18 protein-coding genes are annotated in these 18,394 nt (G+C 69.9%); 7 read left to right on the top strand and 11 right to left on the bottom strand.

What is annotated here, in order from left to right:
• Positions 1–25: 25 nt before the first annotated feature.
• The 4 genes from OHB21_RS08100 to OHB21_RS08115 form a co-directional block, all read right to left on the bottom strand.
• Complete coding sequence (locus OHB21_RS08100) at positions 26–808, bottom strand: alpha/beta fold hydrolase (RefSeq protein WP_198161661.1); 783 nt, start codon at positions 806–808, stop codon at positions 26–28.
• 54 nt (positions 809–862) lie between these two features.
• Positions 863–1,294, bottom strand: a complete 432-nt coding sequence (locus tag OHB21_RS08105; RefSeq protein ID WP_195125019.1) for a PaaI family thioesterase — start codon at positions 1,292–1,294, stop codon at positions 863–865.
• Positions 1,291–1,851 (bottom strand): TetR/AcrR family transcriptional regulator, encoded by a 561-nt coding sequence (locus OHB21_RS08110; RefSeq protein WP_067502946.1) that lies wholly within the window; start codon positions 1,849–1,851, stop codon positions 1,291–1,293. Before OHB21_RS08110 ends, OHB21_RS08105 begins: the two co-directional genes overlap by 4 nt.
• Positions 1,852–2,098: 247 nt before the next feature.
• Positions 2,099–2,770 (bottom strand): DUF1707 SHOCT-like domain-containing protein, encoded by a 672-nt coding sequence (locus tag OHB21_RS08115; protein ID WP_084537281.1) that lies wholly within the window; start codon positions 2,768–2,770, stop codon positions 2,099–2,101.
• A 260-nt stretch (positions 2,771–3,030) separates the two neighbouring features.
• Between OHB21_RS08115 and OHB21_RS08120 the strand changes: the two genes are divergently transcribed.
• Positions 3,031–4,911, top strand: coding sequence for an ABC transporter ATP-binding protein (locus OHB21_RS08120; RefSeq protein ID WP_195125020.1), 1,881 nt, complete (start codon positions 3,031–3,033; stop codon positions 4,909–4,911).
• Positions 4,912–4,924: 13 nt separating this feature from the next.
• On the opposite strand, the gene OHB21_RS08125 is transcribed toward OHB21_RS08120, so the two are convergent.
• Both OHB21_RS08125 and OHB21_RS08130 read right to left on the bottom strand, forming a co-directional pair.
• A complete protein-coding gene (locus OHB21_RS08125) occupies positions 4,925–5,920 on the bottom strand; it encodes an oxidoreductase (protein ID WP_195125021.1) in 996 nt (331 codons plus the stop codon).
• Positions 5,921–6,144: 224 nt separating this feature from the next.
• Positions 6,145–7,212 carry a DNA polymerase IV gene (locus tag OHB21_RS08130; protein ID WP_067502951.1) on the bottom strand — a complete coding sequence of 356 codons (1,068 nt, stop codon included), beginning with the start codon at positions 7,210–7,212 and terminating at the stop codon, positions 6,145–6,147.
• 176 nt (positions 7,213–7,388) lie between these two features.
• Between OHB21_RS08130 and OHB21_RS08135 the strand changes: the two genes are divergently transcribed.
• Complete coding sequence (locus OHB21_RS08135) at positions 7,389–10,244, top strand: FAD-binding and (Fe-S)-binding domain-containing protein (RefSeq protein ID WP_067503364.1); 2,856 nt, start codon at positions 7,389–7,391, stop codon at positions 10,242–10,244.
• Positions 10,245–10,566: 322 nt separating this feature from the next.
• Here the strand turns inward: OHB21_RS08135 and OHB21_RS08140 are convergent, their stop codons facing one another.
• Positions 10,567–11,325: a maleylpyruvate isomerase family mycothiol-dependent enzyme gene (locus OHB21_RS08140; protein WP_113975108.1), complete on the bottom strand. Its 759-nt coding sequence runs from the start codon at positions 11,323–11,325 to the stop codon at positions 10,567–10,569.
• A 123-nt stretch (positions 11,326–11,448) separates the two neighbouring features.
• Here OHB21_RS08140 and OHB21_RS08145 point away from each other — a divergent pair, with 123 nt between their 5' ends.
• Both OHB21_RS08145 and OHB21_RS08150 read left to right on the top strand, forming a co-directional pair.
• Positions 11,449–12,102, top strand: coding sequence for a TetR/AcrR family transcriptional regulator (locus OHB21_RS08145; RefSeq protein WP_067502958.1), 654 nt, complete (start codon positions 11,449–11,451; stop codon positions 12,100–12,102).
• A 22-nt stretch (positions 12,103–12,124) separates the two neighbouring features.
• Positions 12,125–13,057 (top strand): DNA-3-methyladenine glycosylase family protein, encoded by a 933-nt coding sequence (locus OHB21_RS08150; RefSeq protein WP_067502963.1) that lies wholly within the window; start codon positions 12,125–12,127, stop codon positions 13,055–13,057.
• 169 nt (positions 13,058–13,226) lie between these two features.
• Here the strand turns inward: OHB21_RS08150 and OHB21_RS08155 are convergent, their stop codons facing one another.
• Together OHB21_RS08155 and OHB21_RS08160 are read right to left on the bottom strand one after the other, a co-directional pair.
• Entirely contained in the window at positions 13,227–13,433 is a 207-nt protein-coding gene (locus tag OHB21_RS08155; protein ID WP_067502966.1) for a hypothetical protein, read from the bottom strand.
• The gene (locus OHB21_RS08160) at positions 13,433–13,711 is read right to left on the bottom strand and encodes a hypothetical protein (protein ID WP_324192166.1); all 279 of its coding nucleotides are present in this window, start codon (positions 13,709–13,711) and stop codon (positions 13,433–13,435) included. The genes OHB21_RS08155 and OHB21_RS08160 overlap by 1 nt, the downstream gene beginning before the upstream one ends.
• Before the next feature lie 421 nt (positions 13,712–14,132).
• On the opposite strand from OHB21_RS08160, the gene OHB21_RS08165 reads away from it, so the two are divergent.
• From OHB21_RS08165 to OHB21_RS08175, 3 genes are all read left to right on the top strand, one after another.
• The gene (locus tag OHB21_RS08165; protein WP_324192165.1) at positions 14,133–15,020 is read left to right on the top strand and encodes a helix-turn-helix domain-containing protein; all 888 of its coding nucleotides are present in this window, start codon (positions 14,133–14,135) and stop codon (positions 15,018–15,020) included.
• Positions 15,021–15,069: 49 nt separating this feature from the next.
• The gene (locus tag OHB21_RS08170; protein ID WP_067502975.1) at positions 15,070–15,291 is read left to right on the top strand and encodes a DUF397 domain-containing protein; all 222 of its coding nucleotides are present in this window, start codon (positions 15,070–15,072) and stop codon (positions 15,289–15,291) included.
• A 126-nt stretch (positions 15,292–15,417) separates the two neighbouring features.
• Positions 15,418–15,615 (top strand): hypothetical protein, encoded by a 198-nt coding sequence (locus OHB21_RS08175; RefSeq protein WP_067502978.1) that lies wholly within the window; start codon positions 15,418–15,420, stop codon positions 15,613–15,615.
• 59 nt (positions 15,616–15,674) lie between these two features.
• Here OHB21_RS08175 and OHB21_RS08180 read toward each other — a convergent pair whose 3' ends face one another.
• Together OHB21_RS08180 and OHB21_RS08185 are read right to left on the bottom strand one after the other, a co-directional pair.
• Entirely contained in the window at positions 15,675–16,421 is a 747-nt protein-coding gene (locus OHB21_RS08180; RefSeq protein ID WP_067502982.1) for a succinate dehydrogenase/fumarate reductase iron-sulfur subunit, read from the bottom strand.
• A gap of 2 nt (positions 16,422–16,423) precedes the next feature.
• Entirely contained in the window at positions 16,424–18,364 is a 1,941-nt protein-coding gene (locus OHB21_RS08185; protein ID WP_067502986.1) for a fumarate reductase/succinate dehydrogenase flavoprotein subunit, read from the bottom strand.
• Positions 18,365–18,394: the final 30 nt, after the last annotated feature.

Raw genomic sequence — 18,394 nt, forward strand, 5'->3', positions numbered from 1 at the left:
CCCATCGCGCCAGAAGCCGACAGAGTCAGGACAGGAATTCGCGCACCGCGGGCGCGACGTGCTCAGCGGGCGCGCCGTGGTCCTGCCCGTCGAGCACCCGCAGCCGGGCGTCCGGCAGCAGCGCCGCCAATCGCCTCGCCGCGCTCGCGAAGAACTCGGGACTCGCCCCGCCCAGCAGGACCAGAGTGGGGGTGGTGATGGTGCGCACCAGGTCGTCCGGAAGCGCGCCACCGGAGTCGAAGTCGTCCATCACCAGGTGGTCGTGCAGCATCGTCGGCGCGACGGCGAGCATGCCGGGATCGTGCGCGGCGCCCTCGACCATCTCCGGCGGCATACCCGCCTCGGCGAGAAAGAGTTTCACCGCGTCGCCGCGCCGGTCGTCGGCAAGCGCGGCGCGCACCTGTTCGGCGAGCGCGCGGGCCTCGGCCCTGCCGCGTTCGTCGTTCTCGCTGTAGGGCGGTTCGTGCAGCACGGCGCGCGTGATCGGCAACCCGGCCGCCAGCGCGCGCACCACCAGTCCCGCGCCCGACGAGTGCCCGTAGACCGCGGCCGAGCCGCCCGCCGCCTCGATCAACGCCGCCAGATCCTCCACTTCGCGCCGGACCTCGTAGGGCGCAGTGTTCCCGCTCTCGCCGCGCCCGCGCCGGTCATAGTTGATCACCGTGTACCGCCCGGCCAGCGCCTCCGCCAAGCCCGCGGTCGTCGGACGCGCGCAGAATATGCCGCTCACCAGCACCAACGGCGGCCCCGAGCCCACGCGGTCGAACGCGATACGGGTGCCGTCGGCCGAACTCACGAACTCCGTCACTTCGACTCCTTCCTTCCCTGATGTGGACGGTGCGGGGCGGCGGAATTCATCGGTTCAGGTGTCGGCGAGCGCGCGCTCCACGGCGCGGGTGGTGCCCTGCGCGACGGCGCACAGCACCGGGTCCTCCCCGGCCCGCTCGGCGTAGATCTCGCAGCTCACGACCGCTTGGCGGCGGGTGGCGCCGGTGACGGTCGCGGTGGCGCGCAGGCGGTCGCCCGCGGCGGGGCGCAGGTAGGTGATGCTGAATCCGCCGGTCAGCACGTTCGCGCCGAGCACCGTGCCCGCGGCGAAGGTGAGCGCGTTGTCGGCGGCGTAGGCGAGCACCCCGCCGTGCACGAAGCCGAATTGCTGTGCCAGTTCGGGACGGATCGGGATCACCAAAGTGGCGGTGCCATCGCCGAATTCGGCGATCTCGGTGCCGACCAGTCCCGCGAAGGCCTGGGCCGCGAGGACCTTCCTGGCCAACTCGATGTCGATGGCGTTCATCGTCCCTCCGTCCCCAGCGTGAGCCACGCGGCGTCCGCCAGTTCGCTGCCGACCTCGATGGGCGCGGCGCGCACGGCGCCGTCCACCCACTGTCGCGAATACTCTTGCGCGGGACCGAGCCACAGTGCGTAGACCAGATCCAGGCTCAGATCGCGCACCGCCCCGTAGTTCGCGTGAGTCCGCCACCACCGCGAGATATCGGTCAGGAAGCGCCGATTGGTTTCGCTCTCGCGCACGCCGGGTGGGCGCGCGGACATGAGAACCTTTGCGCGGTACTGATTCTCGGTCACCCAGCGCAGATGCTCACGAACTCCGCCGGTAACCCCTTCGCGCGCATCGGAACTCGCGCTGACGGCGACCCAGAAGTGCTGCTGGTAGTCCTCCAGCGCGTGCGCCCACACCTGCCGGTACAGATCCGCCTTGTCGGGGAAGTGGTGATAGAGCGCCCCCACGCTGGCCCCGGCCGCCTCGCGGATCTGCGCGAGCGTGGTCTCCAGCGCGCCCACCTCGGCGAACTGGCGTTCGGCCGCGAGCAGCAACCGATCCCGAATCTTCACAACCAGAATTAAATTCTGTTTCGAGGGCGGGCGCAACCCCCGTTCCCGGCGCGAACGAGCCGAGCGATCCGCTCCTGGGCGTCGATCGAGCGCGGACCGGGCGCGCGCCTACCCGATTCCGGGCGGGAGCAGCTGGTCGGGCGAACGCGCGTACCACCGCCATAGTGAGGGCACTCGGCCCTGACGAGAGATGCTCACGGCTACGGAATCGCACGCGATGGGGATGCGGCGTCACCCCCTCCGGAACTCACATCGGTCGTCCGCGCACCCAGGACCAGAACCCGCGCCGCGGCGAGCGCGCCTTGACCGTACCCGATCCCACGCGCCCGTCCACCCTGATCCGCGGCGTCCCCGCGACCGGCAGTCCGCGCACCTTGCTCCGCGCCGAGCCGCTGCCCACCCGCACCGCGTCCAGATCCACCTGCCACCCGTTGGGCACGATCAGCACCAGGTTCCCCGACCCGACGTCCGCGTGCACCCGCACCTCCCGATGCGGACACCACGCGCTGGTGAAGTCGATCTTGATCGTGCCCGACCGGCATTCCGCCGTGATCTCGGTCGGCACCGTCCACGGCCCGCGCTTGTCGAGACTGCCGCTCTTGGTGCGCAGTTCGATCGGTTCGGCCGCCCCGATATCGGGCAGGTCGGCGGTCACGGTGGCCAGCTCGGCGCGGGTCTTCGCCGCGTACACCGCGATCAACCTGCGGTCGAGCTCCATGAGATCCAGCCGCCCCTCCTCCAGCGCGATATGCAACCGCCGCGCCGCCACCTCCCGCTCCGCATCCCCCGCCCGCACATCGGGCAGCGAGTCCGGAAGCGGCGCAGGCAGGTTCGCCGGCGCGTCGGCGCCGACGTGCGAGTCCGGAAGATCCCCCGCCCGCCCTCCGGATATCCGCTTCGACGCATCACCGCCGCTCATCCGCGAGCCCTCCTCGGCTCCGTGTGCTCGAGCCGCAACCACCGCCGCACAGGTTCGCCCTCTCCGTCATAACCCCCACCTTGCCCGCTCCAACCACGGACGCGCACGTCTTCGCGAGGAGAGCCGCCGTGCTCGCGCCGATCCCGGCCCCTTTTCGCTGGCAGGTGAATCTCTCTCGGAAGATCGTTGACCCTAACCATCGTTGAGGTTTTAGTGTCGGCGGTGCGGCGTTTAATCAGCCGCGGCGAGAGGAAACGGTTGTGAGTATCGAGTCGGTGGCGTGGAGCCAGATGTATCGGCGCATGAACGCGCCGGAGGAGAAGCGGGCCTTCCGGATGGCGACGGCGCGGCGCATCGCGCGGTTCGCGGCACCGCATCGCGCGCGGATCGGGGTGTTCCTCGCGTTCAGTGTGGTGTCGGCGCTGCTGGCGGTCGCGACGCCGGTGCTGGCGGGGCGGATCGTGGACGGGATCGTCGGCGGGGCCGCCGCGCGCGTGGTGGTGCTGCTGGCGTCGGCGATCGCGGTGCTGGCCGTGCTGGACGCGGCGTTCGGCCTGGTGATCCGGTGGTTGTCGGCGCGGATCGGCGAGGGTCTGATCCTGGACCTGCGGCGCGCGGTGTTCGACCACGTGCAGCGGATGCCGGTCGCGTTCTTCACCAGGACCCGCACCGGCGCGCTGGTGAGCCGGCTGAACAATGACGTGATCGGCGCGCAGCGGGCGTTCAGCGACACGCTGTCGGGCGTGGTGGCGAACCTGGTGACCTTGCTGCTCACCCTCGCCGTGATGATGAGCATCTCCTGGCAGATCACCCTGCTCGCGCTGGTCCTGCTGCCGGTGTTCGTGATCCCGGCGCGGCGCATGGGCAACCGCCTCGCCGACCTGCAACGCGAGGCCGCGCGCCTCAACGCCGCCATGAGCACCCAGATGACCGAGCGGTTCTCCGCGCCCGGCGCGACCCTGGTGAAGCTGTTCGGCAGGCCCGAGCAGGAGTCCGACGAGTTCGCGCTGCGCGCCCGCCGTGTCCGCGACATCGGGGTGCGCACCGCCATGCTGCAGACGGTGTTCGTCACTTCACTCACGCTGGTGTCGGCGCTGGCCGTGGCGCTGGTGTACGGGCTGGGCGGCTGGTATGCGCTGCGCGGGCTGCTGGACGCGGGCGCGGTGGTCGCGCTCTCGCTGCTGCTGGCCAGGTTGTACGCGCCGCTGACCGCGCTGGCCAACGCGCGCATGGAGATCATGGCGGCATTGGTGAGCTTCGAGCGGGTGTTCGAGGTGCTGGATCTGACGCCGTTGATCGAGGACGCGCCCGACGCGAAGCCGGTGCCGGAGGGCCCGGTCTCGGTCGAGCTGGACGGCGTGACGTTCGGGTACCCGTCGGCCGACAAGGTGTCGCTGGCCTCGCTCGAGGAGGTGGCGACGCTGGACACGCGCGGCGGTGTGGACGTGCTGCACGATGTGTCGCTGCGCGCCGAGCCCGGTCAGCTGGTCGCACTCGTCGGCTCCTCCGGCGCGGGCAAATCGACCATCGCGCAACTGGTTTCGCGCCTGTACGACGTGGACTCCGGCGCGGTGCGATTGAACGGCACCGATGTACGCGAGGTGAGCGCGCGAGCGCTGCGCGAGACGGTGGGCCTGGTCACCCAGGACGGGCACCTGTTCCACGACACCATCCGCGCGAATCTGCTGCTGGCCCGACCCGAGGCGCACGAGGACGAACTGTGGGACGCGCTGCGCCGCGCCCGGCTGCACGAGCTGATCTCCTCACTGCCCGACGGGCTGGACACCGTGGTCGGCGAACGCGGCTACCGCCTCTCCGGCGGTGAACGCCAGCGCCTCACCATCGCCCGCCTGCTGCTCAAGCAACCGCGCGTCGTCATCCTCGACGAGGCGACGGCGTCCCTGGACTCCACCTCGGAAGCCGCTGTGCAGGAAGCCCTTTCCGAAGCGCTCGAAGGACGGACGGCCCTGGTGATCGCCCACCGCCTGTCCACGATCCGCGCCGCCGATCAGATCCTGGTCCTGGAGCAGGGACGCGTCGTCGAACGCGGCACCCACACCGAATTGCTCGCGGCGGGTGGACGTTACGCCGAGCTGTACCGCACGCAGTTCGCCGAGGAACCGGTGCGGATCGCGGCGTAGGGGGCGCGCCGTTTCAGAACTCCCCCGCGACGCCGAGAACCGTACGCCCCGAATGGGTTCCGTTCTTGATGGAGTGCAGCACCTTCTCCACGTCGGTGATCGGTGCGAAGTTCTCCAGGGTGGTGAGGTGGCGGGGGCGGAAGTCGCCGGCGAGGCGGGCCCAGGTGTCGCGGCGCTTCTCGATCGGATGGTTGACCGAGTCGATGCCGAGCAGGCAGACGCCGCGCAGGATGAACGGCATCACGGTGGTGGGCAGGTCGTGGCCGCCGGTGAGGCCACTCGCGGCGACCGCGCCGCCGTAGCCGATGGAGCTCAGGATGTAGGCGAGGGATTTGCCGCCGACGCTGTCGACCGCGCCCGCCCAGCGCGCCTTGGACAGCGGGCGCGGTTTGGCGTCGGGATCCTCGGGGAGGCGGCCGATGATCTCGTTGGCGCCGATCTCGGAGAGCAGGTCGGCCGAGTCGGTCTTGCCGGTGGAGGCGATCACCTCGAAACCCAGACCGGACAGGATGTCGACGGCGACGCTGCCGACACCGCCGGTCGCGCCGGTCACCAGGATGGCGCCGTCGTCGGGGGTGAGGCCGTGGTCGAGCAGGGCGCGCACGCTCAGCGCGGCGGTGAAACCGGCCGTGCCGAGGGCGGCGGCGTCGCGGGTGCTGAGCCGCTCGAGCTTGACGACCCACTCCGCGGGCACGCGCGCGTACTCGGCGAACCCGCCGTTCTGGGAGACGCCGATCTCGTAGCCGTGCGCCACCACCTGGTCGCCCGGGGCGAACTCGTCGGTGTCGGAGGCGACCACCTCACCGGTGATATCGATGCCCGGCACGATCGGGTATTTGCGCACCACACCGCCACCGGGCGTGATCGCCAGGCCGTCCTTGTAGTTCGCACTGGAGTAGTGCACCTTGATCGTCACCGCGCCCGGTGCGAGGAACTCCTCGTTCACCTCCTGCCGGGTGAGCACGACCCCGCCGTCCGACTCGTGTGCGACCATCGCCCAGAACTCCATGCGCTCGAGCATACGAGCCCGAACGCCCGCGCGGGAGGAAGTGCACAGTCACGCCTGACTCCGCCTGGGGCACCGAGTGAGCGATTCGGCGCTTGTCGGGGGACGAAGCGATACTGGGATTGCCGCGTTCCTGGGGTGCGGAAGTGAAGCCGGGCCTCCTGATGGAATCAGGCACCCGGCTTTCGCATTGTCTCGGGGCCGATCGATGAGCGCGGGCGAGCCGCTCACTCCTGGGGGGCGAGTTCGAGGCGGACGCCGAGCAGGCGGGTGGGGCGGGTGAGGTCGAAGCGATCGATGATGTCGAGGGCGGCGGCGGTGATGGTGGGGATGTCGGCGGTGGGGTGGGGGAGTTTGGACTGTTTGCTGCGGGTGTAGAAGGTGTTGGTGCGGACGGTGACGGAGACGCGCAGGGTGATGCGGCCGGCCTCGGCCATCTCTTCGGCGACTTCGGTGGCGATGCGGGCGACCTGGGCGCGGATCTCGTCGGGATCGGTGAGGTCGTGGGGAAATGTTTCGGATTTGCTGCGGCCCAAGGGGATTCGGGGTTCGGTGGTGACCTCGGTGTCGCCCTTGCCGTGGGCGAGGACCCAGAGGTAGGGGCCTGTTGTGGGGCCGAAGGCGGAGGCGAGCCTTTGGCGATCAGAGGCCATGAGGTCGGCGATGGTGTGGATGTCCAGTTCGGCGAGCCGCGCGGCTATGCGATTGCCGACGCCCCAGAGGGCGTTCGTGGGCAGGTCGGCCATTACGTCGCGCCAGTTCGCGGCGGTCAAGCGGAACATTCCGTCGGCGGCACCCGCCCCCGGCGCGTCGGACGATTTACCCGCCGATTTCGCGAAACCTGTCGCGAGCTTCGCGGTGAGTTTGTTGTCGCCGATGCCGATCGAGCAGGTCAGGTCCAATTCGGCTATGGCGGCGCGGATTTCGCGGGCGAGGGCTTCCGGGTCGTCGGTGTCGGCGGCGAGGAATGCTTCGTCCCAACCCCACACCTCGACCTGTCCGGGGAAGCTGCGCAGGACGTCCATGACCTCGTCGGAAGCGTCCTCGTAGGCCGCCATGTCGAGCGGAAGGAAAATACCGTCGGGACACTTCCGCAGCGCGGTGCGCAATGCGATGCCGGCACGCACGCCGTATGCCCGCGCCGGATAGGACGCGCAGGTCACCACTTTGCGGGGCTCATTCGGATCGCCGTTTCCGCCGACGATGACCGGCTTGCCGCGCAGCTCGGGGTGACGGCGGAATTCCACCGCCGCCTGGAACTGGTCGAGATCGACGTGCAGCAGCCACCTGGGCACACCTCCGTCTTACCGCACGGGGGTGTCGTGACCAGGTATATCCGCGGAATGGTGCGCTCGAGCACCGGAAATGGTGCGCGAACGAGACCGGTTCAGCTGGTTGTTTCCGGGTCGGGGTATGTCATCCGCGCCCATCCGACAACCGCGCCTAGGCTGGCCACGTGGTCCAGGAGCGGATGGTGGCGGCGCTGCGTGGGCGGATCGATGGGGAGGTCGATGCGTCGGTGCGGCGGCGGGCGGAGTACTCCTCGGACGCGTCGAATTATCGGGTGGTGCCGGACGCGGTGGTGTTTCCGCGGGGGGACGAGGACGTGGCGCGGGCGTTGGCGTTCGCGCGGGAGAACGGGCTGGCGGTGACGGCGCGGGGTGCGGGCACGTCGGTCGCGGGCAATGCGATCGGCACCGGGTTGGTGCTGGATTTCAGTCGGCATATGAACCGGGTGCTGTCGGTGGATCCGGAGGGGCGGTCGGCCCGGGTGCAGCCCGGTGTGGTGCTGTCGGAATTGCAGCGGCTGGCGCGCCCGCACGGGCTGCGGTTCGGGCCGGACCCGTCCACGCAGAACCGCTGCACGCTGGGCGGGATGATCGGCAATAACGCGTGCGGGCCGCACGCCGTGGCGTGGGGGCGCACCTCGGATACGGTCCGCACCCTGCGCGTTCTCGACGGAACGGGCACCGAGCGCACGCTCGCGAACGACCTCGGCGTCCTGCCGGGCCTGCCCGAGTTCACCCGCGCCCACCTCGCCGTGCTGCGCACCGACCTCGGTCGCTTCGACCGGCAGGCCTCCGGCTACGGGCTGGAACATCTACTGCCCGAACGGCATTCGTCGGTCGCGAAATCGTTCGTCGGCACGGAGGGCACCTGCGGGCTGTTGCTCGAGGCCGAGGTAGAGCTGGTCGAGCTGCCGCGCGCCACGATCCTCACGGTGCTCGGCTACCCCGATATCGCCACGGCCGCCGACGATGTCGCCGCCGTGCTGGCGTGCGCGCCGATCGCCGTCGAGGGCATCGATGCCCGCCTGGTCGAGGTGGTCCGCGCCCATCGCGGCACCGTCCCCGAGCTGCCGCGCGGTGGCGGCTGGCTCTTCGTCGAGACGGCGGGCGCGAGCCGGGAGGAAGCGATCGCGGCCGCCGAATCCCTCTGCCGCACAGCGCATGCGCTGGATTCCCGGATAGTCGCCGCCCCCGCCGAAGCCGCCGCGCTCTGGCGAATTCGCGCCGACGGGGCGGGACTGGCCGGCCGCACGACGGCGGGCGAACCGGCTTGGCCCGGATGGGAAGACGCGGCCGTCCCGCCGGAGCGCCTCGGCTCCTACCTGCGCGACTTCGCCGACCTCACCCGCGCGCACGACGTGGACGGCCTGCTCTACGGCCACATCGGTGACGGCTGCATCCACGTGCGCCTCGACCTGCCGATCACCGACGCGCCGAAGCGCTTTCGCGCCTTCCTCTTCGACGCCGCCGAACTGGTTGTGCGCCATGGTGGTTCGCTCTCCGGTGAACACGGTGACGGGCGGGCGCGCTCGGAACTGCTGCCCGTCATGTACTCGAAGGCCGTACTCGACGTATTCGCCGGGTACAAAGCGCTTTTCGACCCCGAGAACGTGCTCAACCCCGGCGTGCTGGTCGACCCACGTCCCGTAGACGACGACCTGCGCGTCGCAGGTCTTGCCCCGATCCCCAAGGCGGGCTTCGCCTTTCCACACGACAACGGCGATATCGCCACCGCGGTCCACCGGTGCGTGGGTGTGGGCAAATGCCGCGCCGACGATTCCGCGGCGGGCGGATTCATGTGCCCGTCCTACTTGGCGACCGCCGACGAGAAGGACAGCACCCGCGGCCGCGCCCGAGTCCTGCAAGAGGTGGTGCGGGGCGCGCTGCCCTGGTCCGACCCGGCCGTCGCCGAATCCCTCGACCTGTGCCTATCCTGCAAGGCCTGCGGCTCGGACTGCCCGGCCGGCGTCGACATGGCCACCTACAAATCCGAAGCCCTCTACCGCCGCTACCGGGGCCGGCCCCGCCCCGCCGACCACTACGCCCTCGGCTGGCTCCCCCGCTGGCTCGCCCTGGCGGGCCGCGCCCCACGTGTCGCCAACGCCCTCTCCCGCGCCGGAGCGCTCCGGCGAATCGGCATGCGCGCCAGTGGAATCGACCCGCGCCGCGAGATTCCCGAATTCGCCCCGACCCCATTCCGGCGCTCGGCACGCGCTCGGCAACTCCTCGCGCCATCGGACCCGCCCGAAGTCGGTGATGCCGACGAAACCGGCAGCGAGCCACGGTGCGTACCCGGCCCGGCCCGCGATGTCTCGCGGGATCGGGCAGCCGGCACCGCGCGCGAGGTGATGCTGTGGGTCGACACGTTCACCGACGCGTTCGATCCCGATATCGCGCACGCCGCCGTCGACCTGCTGGAATCGCTCGGCTACCGGGTGCGGATCCCGGGTAAGCGGGTGTGCTGCGGGTTGACCTGGATCAGCACCGGCCAGCTGGACGGCGCGCGCAAGCGGCTCCGCTCCACCCTCGACGCCCTCGACGACCATGTCCGCCGGGGCGGGCTGGTGGTGGGACTGGAACCCTCGTGCACCGCCGCCCTGCGCGGCGACCTGCCCGAACTCCTCCCCGACGACCGCCGCGCCGCGCCGACCGCGGCGGCGGTGCGCACGCTGGCCGAGTTCCTGGCCGACCGGCCGGACTGGCAGCCGCCGCGCCGCTCCGGGCGCACGGCGGTCGTGCAGCCGCATTGCCACCAGCACGCCGTCCTCGGCTTCGACGCCGATCGCGCGCTACTGGCGACAATGGGCGTCGAGGTGACCGAGGTCGCGGGGTGCTGCGGCCTCGCGGGGAATTTCGGAATGCAGAAAGGCCACTACGACATTTCCGTAGCGGTGGCGGAGAACGGTTTGTTACCGGCGTTGCGCGCCGCTCCCGACGACGCGGTGGTCGTGGCCGATGGTTTCTCGTGCCGCACGCAGGCCGCGCAGCTGGCGGATCGCCGCGCTCAACACCTGGTGCGACTTCTGTTGCCGGACTGAACTTTTCGTGCTCGCCGCGGGGCGGACCGCGGCGGGCGCGAAAACGTCAGCTGCCGAACGGCAACCGGCCCGGCGGGATGTGGTAGCCGGAGCTGCCCGCGAAAATGCTGCCCCACACATCGAGCAACCAGTTGAGCGCATTGGTGATCATGAATTCCTCCGTCGACCCGACCCGGCAACATCTGTCACTCGATCCCGATAATCGCCACCCGCCACGGTTTCGTTACGAAAAGGTCTCGGCGGCGGCACTCGAGCCCGGCATGCGCGCGAGTCGGCGGCGACGGACCGCCGCGTCACCCTGGGGCGCACCACTGCGCGACTGTCACGCGGCGTGGAAGAGCCGGGCGAACCTCGGCGCGAGCCACGGCTTGCGGCCCGTCGCCAGCACACGCCCGGTCAGCGCCGGCACCAGCGGCGAGAGCCGTCCGTACGCCAGCAGCAGCCAGGTGATCGGCTCGGCGTTGAAACGCACGTCGGGACGGGTGGGTCCGGGCGGGTCCACGACGAGCCGGCCGTCGTCGAATCGATAGACGTATTCCGTACCCAGGCCACGCAGCCGGATCGCGTAGGTGGCGGTGTGCCCGGCCGCCCGGGCCGGGTCGAGCCAGCCGGGCAGCACCTGATGAAGCCCGTCCATGATGAGAGGTACGAAGGCTGGGTCGATCGGCCAGGGCCTGCGCAGGGTGCGGGCTATGTCGTATCCGTGGACGGTGAACTCGCCGAGCAGAGTGCCCAGCGCCCGGTCCGGTCGGATCCGCTGATCGCCGTCGAAGTTCATCAGCGGCACGGCGCCGCCGAAACCGCGTACGGTGCGGCCGAGTTCGTCGGTATCCGCGCGGAGCTTGGCCGCCAGCGCGGCGGGATCGCGGGTCGGTAGGGTGCGGATCTGCTCGGCGTTGAACGCGGGCAGGTCGGTCACCCGTCGAGGCCAGGTGCCTCCGCCGAGAGCCAGCTGGTTGTAGCGCGATGGCTCCATCGCCACGTGGCCGAGCACATCGGAGACCGACCACCCCGGGGTAGCCGTGACTTCGCGATCGAGGTCGGATGCGTCGGCGGTCAACTCGGCGAATCGCGCGGCCATGATCGACAGCGCATCGATCCGGGCGTCTGTCGAATCCCGCGTTCGTCCGGACGTCTGCATTCTCGTCTCCCATCAAGTGACTTATACAATGTATAAGACGTTGTATAACGATATGCTGCCGAGATGGACGCGTCTACCGAAGCCAGGGATTCGCACCGGGAACGGCTGTTGAGCGCGGCACGCGCACTGCTGCGGGAGCGGGACTACGGAACGATCACCGCCAGGGACCTGGTGAGCGCGTCCCGAACCAATCTCGGCTCGATCGGATATCACTTCGGGTCCAAGGAGGCGCTGCTCAACGCCGCGATCGGGCTCGCGCTGGAGGAGTGGAGCGAAGCGGCGATCGACGCGGGTCGCGACACCGCCGACGACGGGCCGACGGCCCTGATCAACGCCGTGCGGCGGATTCTCGACAACCAGGACGGTGTGCGGCCCTTCTACCAGGCCTTCATTGCGGCGCTGGCGCGTAGCGCGCACTCGCCGGAGCTCGAGCGGCAGCTGGCCGAGCACTACAACCGCCAACGTGATCGCGTCGCCGAGTCGGTCCGAGACCTGCTGCCCGCGCAGACCCCGGTCGACTCCGTACGCGGAATCTCCTCACTGGTGATCGCGTTGGTCGACGGGTTGATGGTCCAGTCCTACGTCGCCAGGGGCGACGCGCCCGCGGGCGCCGAGATCCCCGATCTTGTGATGACGGTGCTCGCGAGTGCGGCCGATTTCGGGCGCCCCGCGCAGCGAATGCCGCCCGCGGAGCCCGGCCGCCGGGATCGCGGCTAGCCGAGGCGAGCACAATGGACCGGTGCGCGAACCTTCAGCTACAGACGCCTCGTCCCGGACGGTGACGTCGGCGCGCCCCATCGATCTCGCGCACACCCTCTCGCCCCTGCGCCGCGGCGTCGGCGATCCCTGCCACCGCGTGACCCCCGACGGCGCGCACTGGCGCGCGTCCCGGATGTCGAGCGGGCCCGTCACCTACCGGCTCGCCCAGGGTGACCCGCGCACGGTGCACGCCCGCGCGTGGGGTCCGGGCGCCGAGGAGTTCCTGGACCGCCTCGACCACATGCTGTGCCTGGACGAGGACGTGGACGATTTCGCCCCCGCCCATCCGAAGGTCCGCGAGGCGCACCGCCGCTTCCCCGGCCTGCGCATGCTGCGCACCGGGTTGGTGTTCGAGGCGCTGGTCCCCGCCGTGCTGGAGCAGCGTGTGCACACCGTCTCCGCCACCGCGTCGTGGCGAAAGCTGGTGCGGCGCTTCGGCGAACCCGCACCCGGCCCGGCGCCGGACGGCTTGACGCTGCCGCCCGACGCGGAGACCTGGCGGCGCATCCCGTCGTGGGTCTACCACCGGGCCAACGTCGATCCGCAACGGTCACGCACCATCGTGCGCGCGGCCCGGGTCGCCGACGCGCTGGAACGCACGGCCGGTGTGGACCCCGCCGAGGCTTCGCGCCGCCTCCAGTCGATGCTCGGTATCGGCGTGTGGACGGCCGCCGAGATCGCCCAGCGCGCGTACGGCGACGCCGACGCCCTCTCGGTGGGCGACTACCACCTCGCCGCCACGGTCGGCTGGACCCTGCTGGGCGAGCCGATGGACGACGACGCGATGGTCGAGTACCTGGAACCCCTTCGCCCACACCGCTATCGGGCCATCCGCCTGCTCGAGATAAGCGGCCTCGCGCACCGCCCCAAGTTCGGCCCCCGCACCCCGCTGGTCGATCACACCTGGCACTGACCGCGCGGCGCCTCCTCCACTGTCGGCAGCGCGACACGGTCGCTGAGCGCAACGCCCACCTCGCTGTCGGCAGCGGCGCAGTTGCCGGGTATGGAGGGGCGGCGACTCGGTCGCCCGCGCCTCGCCACCTCACGGTCAGCAGATATCGGTCGTCGCGCGCGGCGCTGCCTCAAATGCGCTGGGCCCGCTGGTCGAGCACGCACTTGCCGGATTCCACCAGCGTGGTGCGGGCCCGACGGCGCACCAGACACCGGTCCACCGTGCAGTCGATGTGCAATTGCATTGCGGCGTGGGCTTGTTCGTCGGTCATCACCCCCGGATCGGATCCGCAGACCAGCAGCCCCGCGACGTGCATGTGCAGATTGGTGAGTTGCATCAGGCCACCCCGACCCGCTCGCGCAGGCGGGGCCGGCCGGGCGCGGGGACCTCGTCCCACGGCGCCTGGTGCACCGCCATCCCGACGGCCTCGAGTGCGGTGAGGCCCACTTCGTCGGCCAGCTCCGCGACGGTGTCCAGCAAACTCGGCACCACTTCGGCAACCCGCAGCGCCGCCACCGCTTGAGCGCAGGTGAGTGTGCGGCCGGGTAGGTAGGAGACCACCCACCCGTTCTGCCCGACGCTGCGCGCGCGGTGCGGGGTCAGATCGCTGGTCATCAACGACGACCCTATGACGTGTACAGCCATGACTCCTCGTTCCTGCGTGCGAATCCCGGGTGCGGCGCTCGGGTGGTTCCGCAGTCGAGCGAGCGCCGACGTGAACACTGGGTGCCCGGGGCCTCTCGGCCGGGGAGGGGTCCGGTCCGATACGCCCCGGGCAGACTCCCAGCACACCATCCGCAACCCCCGCGTGACGGGACCTTTTCCGATATCCGGAAGATTTCGCGCGATTTCCCAGCAATACATCCACGACGGAGCGCGAGATTCTCCATACTGGATGACGGCAGTGGTGGCCGAAGTCGGGGTCGCCGAGCCCATTGCCCTTACTACCCAAGCGAAGTCGTGGGGAAACCGAGCTGGAGGGTATGCCCGCGTGATCGTCTCGGGTGGGAGTCCGAGAACAGAACGGAGCGTAGGCGTGTCAGCTAATTCAGCGTCCTCCACCCTCCCGCGCCGCCAGTTGGGCCGGTACCTGCGGGACTGGCGCACCCAGGCCGGTCTCACCATCGCCGAGGCGGCCCGCCTGATGGAATGGGGCGCCACCACCCTGCAACGGCTGGAGAAGGGCCAGGCCGACCGCATCCGCACCGTCGACGTCCGGGCGCTGTGCCGCCTCTACGGCATTCCCGACGAGCTGCGCGATGCGCTCGTCGGCCTGGCGCAGCAGGTCGCGACGCAGGGCTGGTGGCACGCGCACGGCAATCCGATCCCCGAATCCTTCGACGTGTACACGGGTTTGGAGGCCGCGGCCCGCGAGGTGCACCTCTACCACGGCGAGATCGTGCCGAGCCTGTTGCAGACCCCCGACTACACGCGCGCCCTGCTGCGACTACGCCACCCCGGTGACACCGACGACGCGGTCGAGCAGCGGGTGCAGGCGCGGGTGCAGCGGCAGGCGCTGATCCTGCGCAAGGTCCAGCCCGCCACTCTCGACGCGGTGCTGCACGAATCGGCGTTGCGCCACTTGGTGATCGGGCCCAAGGCGATGGCCGCCCAGCTGCGCCAACTGGCCGACTGGAGCACCAGACCCACTGTGGCGCTGCGCGTTCTGCCGCACTCGGCGGGTGTCCCGCTGGGCCATCCGCCGTGGTCCTACACCATGCTCGACTTCGGCACCGACGGCCGCGGACGACAGCTGGACCCGCCCATCGTGTACGTGCCCGCGCTGACCGGCGACCTGTACCTGGAGAGCGCCGACGACATCCACCGCTACCACCTGGCACACGAGAGATTGCGGGCCGCCGCCCTGGAACCCCAGCAGAGCAGGCTGCTGCTGCGGCAGCTGGCCAAAGAGTGCGCCGCCTGACCCCCGCCGGTGTGGCCGGGGCCCGATTCACGAGAAAGGATATCGAGGCATGAGCATCAACGAGGGCGTGGACGTCGATCTGGCGGGCGCGCAGTGGCGCCGGGCGCCCGACGCGGGCGAGGGCGCGGTCGAGGTGGCCCTGCTGGCCGAGGGACACGTCGCGCTGCGCAACGCCGCCGATCCGGAGGGCACGGTGCTCGTGTTCACCCCCGGCGAGTGGACCGCTTTCACCGCCGGCGTCGACGACGGCGAATTCGACCGGCCGCGGTGACCGGCCCGCGGGTCCGGTGTGACGCATCGGACCCGCGTCGAATCGCGCCGGGGAAGATCACGAAACGACGCACATTCGACAACGGAATCGTGTTTACGATTCCCGGCGCCGGGTAGCCCACTTCTTGTGGACCGAGGGTTGAAGAACGCCCCACCCCGGTACAGGAAGTTGCGCCCCGGCGATTGGGTCGAATGGCTGATCGTCGGTTTGCTCTTCGCGGTGTCCTCGGTGGGGGTATTCGTATTGACCGGCTCATTGCTGTCGGCGCTGTTCGTCGGCGTGCTGGTGTGGCTGGTCGCCGTGGGCGTCGTCGCGATGCTGTGATCGGCGTCTCGCCGGCCGGGTGATACCCGACCGGCGGACGATTCGCGCCCGGCGCGGATTCAGCGCCGGAACAGTTTGTTTCCGAGCCAGACCAGCGGATCGTATTTCCGATCCGCCACCCGTTCCTTCAGCGGGATCAGGGCATTGTCGGTGATCTTGATGTGCTCCGGGCACACCTCGGTGCAGCATTTGGTGATATTGCAGAATCCCAGGCCCTGTTCGTCCTGGGCCAGCTCCCGCCGGTCGGCGGTGTCGAGCGGGTGCATCTCCAGTTCCGCGATCCGCATCAGGAAGCGCGGCCCGGCGAAGGCTTCCTTGTTCTCCTCGTGGTCGCGCACCACGTGACAGGTGTTCTGACACAGGAAGCACTCGATGCACTTGCGGAACTCCTGCGAGCGCTCCACGTCCACCTGCCGCATCCGGTAGTCACCGGGCTTGAGGTCGGCGGGCGGGGTGAACGACGGGATCTGCCTGGCCTTCTCGTAGTTGAACGAGACGTCGGTCACCAGGTCCCGGATCACCGGGAAGGTGCGCATCGGCGTCACGGTCACCACTTCGTCGGGCCGGAACGTCGACATGCGGGTCATGCACAGCAGCCGCGGCCGTCCGTTCACCTCCGCCGAGCACGAGCCGCACTTGCCCGCCTTGCAGTTCCAGCGCACCGCCAGATCGGGCGCCTGGGTGGCCTGGAGGCGGTGGATGATGTCGAGCACCACCTCGCCCTCGTTCACCTCGACGGTGAAGTCCTCCAGCGCCCCACCGTCCTGATCGCCGCGCCACACGCGGAATTCGGCGTCGTAACCCATTGCTACGCCTCACCTTCCGTGGCCGATACCGAGCTCGCCGGATGGGCGGCGAGTTCGGCCGGCTTGTAGTACTTCTCGAGTTCGGAGATGTCGAACAGCGCCAGCAGGTCCTCGCGCATCGGTTTCTGCGGCGCCCGCGTGACGCGCACCCCCGGCACCGCCGCGCCCGCGTCGGCGGGGTCGGCCGAGCACACCAGCAGCGTGCCGCGCCACACCGGATCCATGGCCGGGTGGTCGTCGCGGGTGTGCCCGCCGCGGCTCTCGGTGCGCAGCAGCGCGGCCTGCGCCACGCATTCGCTGACCAGCAGCATGTTGCGCAGATCCAGCGCCAGGTGCCAGCCGGGGTTGAACTGCCGGTGCCCCTCCACCACCACGTGCGCGAAACGCGCCCGCAGCGCGTCGAGCCGCTCGATGGCCTGCTCGAGTTCGCGCTCCCGGCGGATGATGCCCACCAGGTCGTTCATCGCCTGCTGGAGATCGGTGTGCAGGGTGTAGGGGTTCTCGCCCGCGCCGTCGGCCGGCGGGTCGAACGGCGCGAGCGCCGCCCGCGCCGCCGCGGCCACGTCGGCGTCGGACACCCGGGGCCGCTCGCCGATGTGCAGCACGTAGGTCGAGGCGCCCAGCCCGGCACGGCGGCCGAAGACCAGCAGGTCCGAGAGCGAATTGCCGCCGAGCCGGTTGGAGCCGTGCATACCGCCGGAACACTCGCCCGCCGCGAACAAGCCGGGCACCACGGCCGCGCCCGTGTCGGGGTCGACCTCGATGCCGCCCATCACGTAGTGGCAGGTGGGACCCACCTCCATGGGCTCGGCGGTGATGTCGACGTCGGCGAGTTCCTTGAACTGGTGGTACATCGAGGGCAGCCGCCGCCGGATCTCCTCGGCGGGCAGGCGCGAGGCGATGTCGAGGTACACCCCGCCGTGCTCGGTGCCGCGCCCCTCCTTGACCTCGGCGTTGATGGCGCGCGCCACCTCGTCGCGGGGCAGCAGGTCGGGGGTGCGGCGGGCGGAGTCGTTGTCCTTCAGCCACTGATCGGCCTCGGCCTCGCTCTCGGCGTACTGGCCCTTGAACACCGAGGGGATGTAGTCGAACATGAACCGCTTGCCGTCGGTGTTCTTGAGCACGCCGCCGTCGCCGCGCACGCCCTCGGTGACCAGGATGCCCTTCACACTCGGCGGCCACACCATGCCGGTCGGATGGAATTGCAGGAACTCCATATTGATCAGCGTGGCGCCCGCGCGCAGGGCCAGCGCGTGTCCGTCGCCGGTGTACTCCCAGGAATTCGAGGTCACCTTGTAGGACTTGCCGATGCCGCCGGTCGCGAGCACCACCGCGGGTGTGTCGAACAGGATGAACTTGCCCGATTCGCGCCAGTAGCCGAACGCGCCCGCGATGCGGTCGCCGTCCTTGAGCAGTTCGGTGATGGTGCATTCGGCGAAAACCTTGATGCGCGACTCGTAATCGCCCGTCTCGGCGAAATCCTCCTGTTGCAGCGAGACGATCTTCTGCTGCATGGTGCGGATGATCTCGAGTCCGGTGCGGTCGCCCACGTGCGCCAGGCGCGGATAGGTGTGACCGCCGAAGTTGCGCTGGCTGATTCGGCCGTCGGGCGTCCGATCGAACAGTGCCCCATAGCTTTCCAGTTCCCAGACGCGTTCCGGTGCTTCCTGGGCGTGCAATTCGGCCATGCGCCAGTTGTTGAGGAATTTCCCCCCGCGCATGGTGTCCTTGAAATGTGTTTGCCAGCTGTCCTTTTCGTTGGCATTGCCCATGGACGCGGCGCAACCGCCCTCGGCCATGACCGTATGTGCCTTGCCGAACAGCGATTTGCACACCACCGCGACCGAGAGTCCGTGTTCGCGCGCCTCGATGACCGCGCGGAGCCCGGCGCCCCCGGCACCGATGACGACGACGTCGTAGTTGTGCCGTTCCACTTCTGGCATGGTGAGCGAATACTCCTGAAGTCGAGGCGG

The sequence above is a fragment of the Nocardia puris genome, from assembly GCF_036051655.1.
Taxonomy (GTDB): Bacteria; Actinomycetota; Actinomycetes; order Mycobacteriales; family Mycobacteriaceae; genus Nocardia; species Nocardia puris.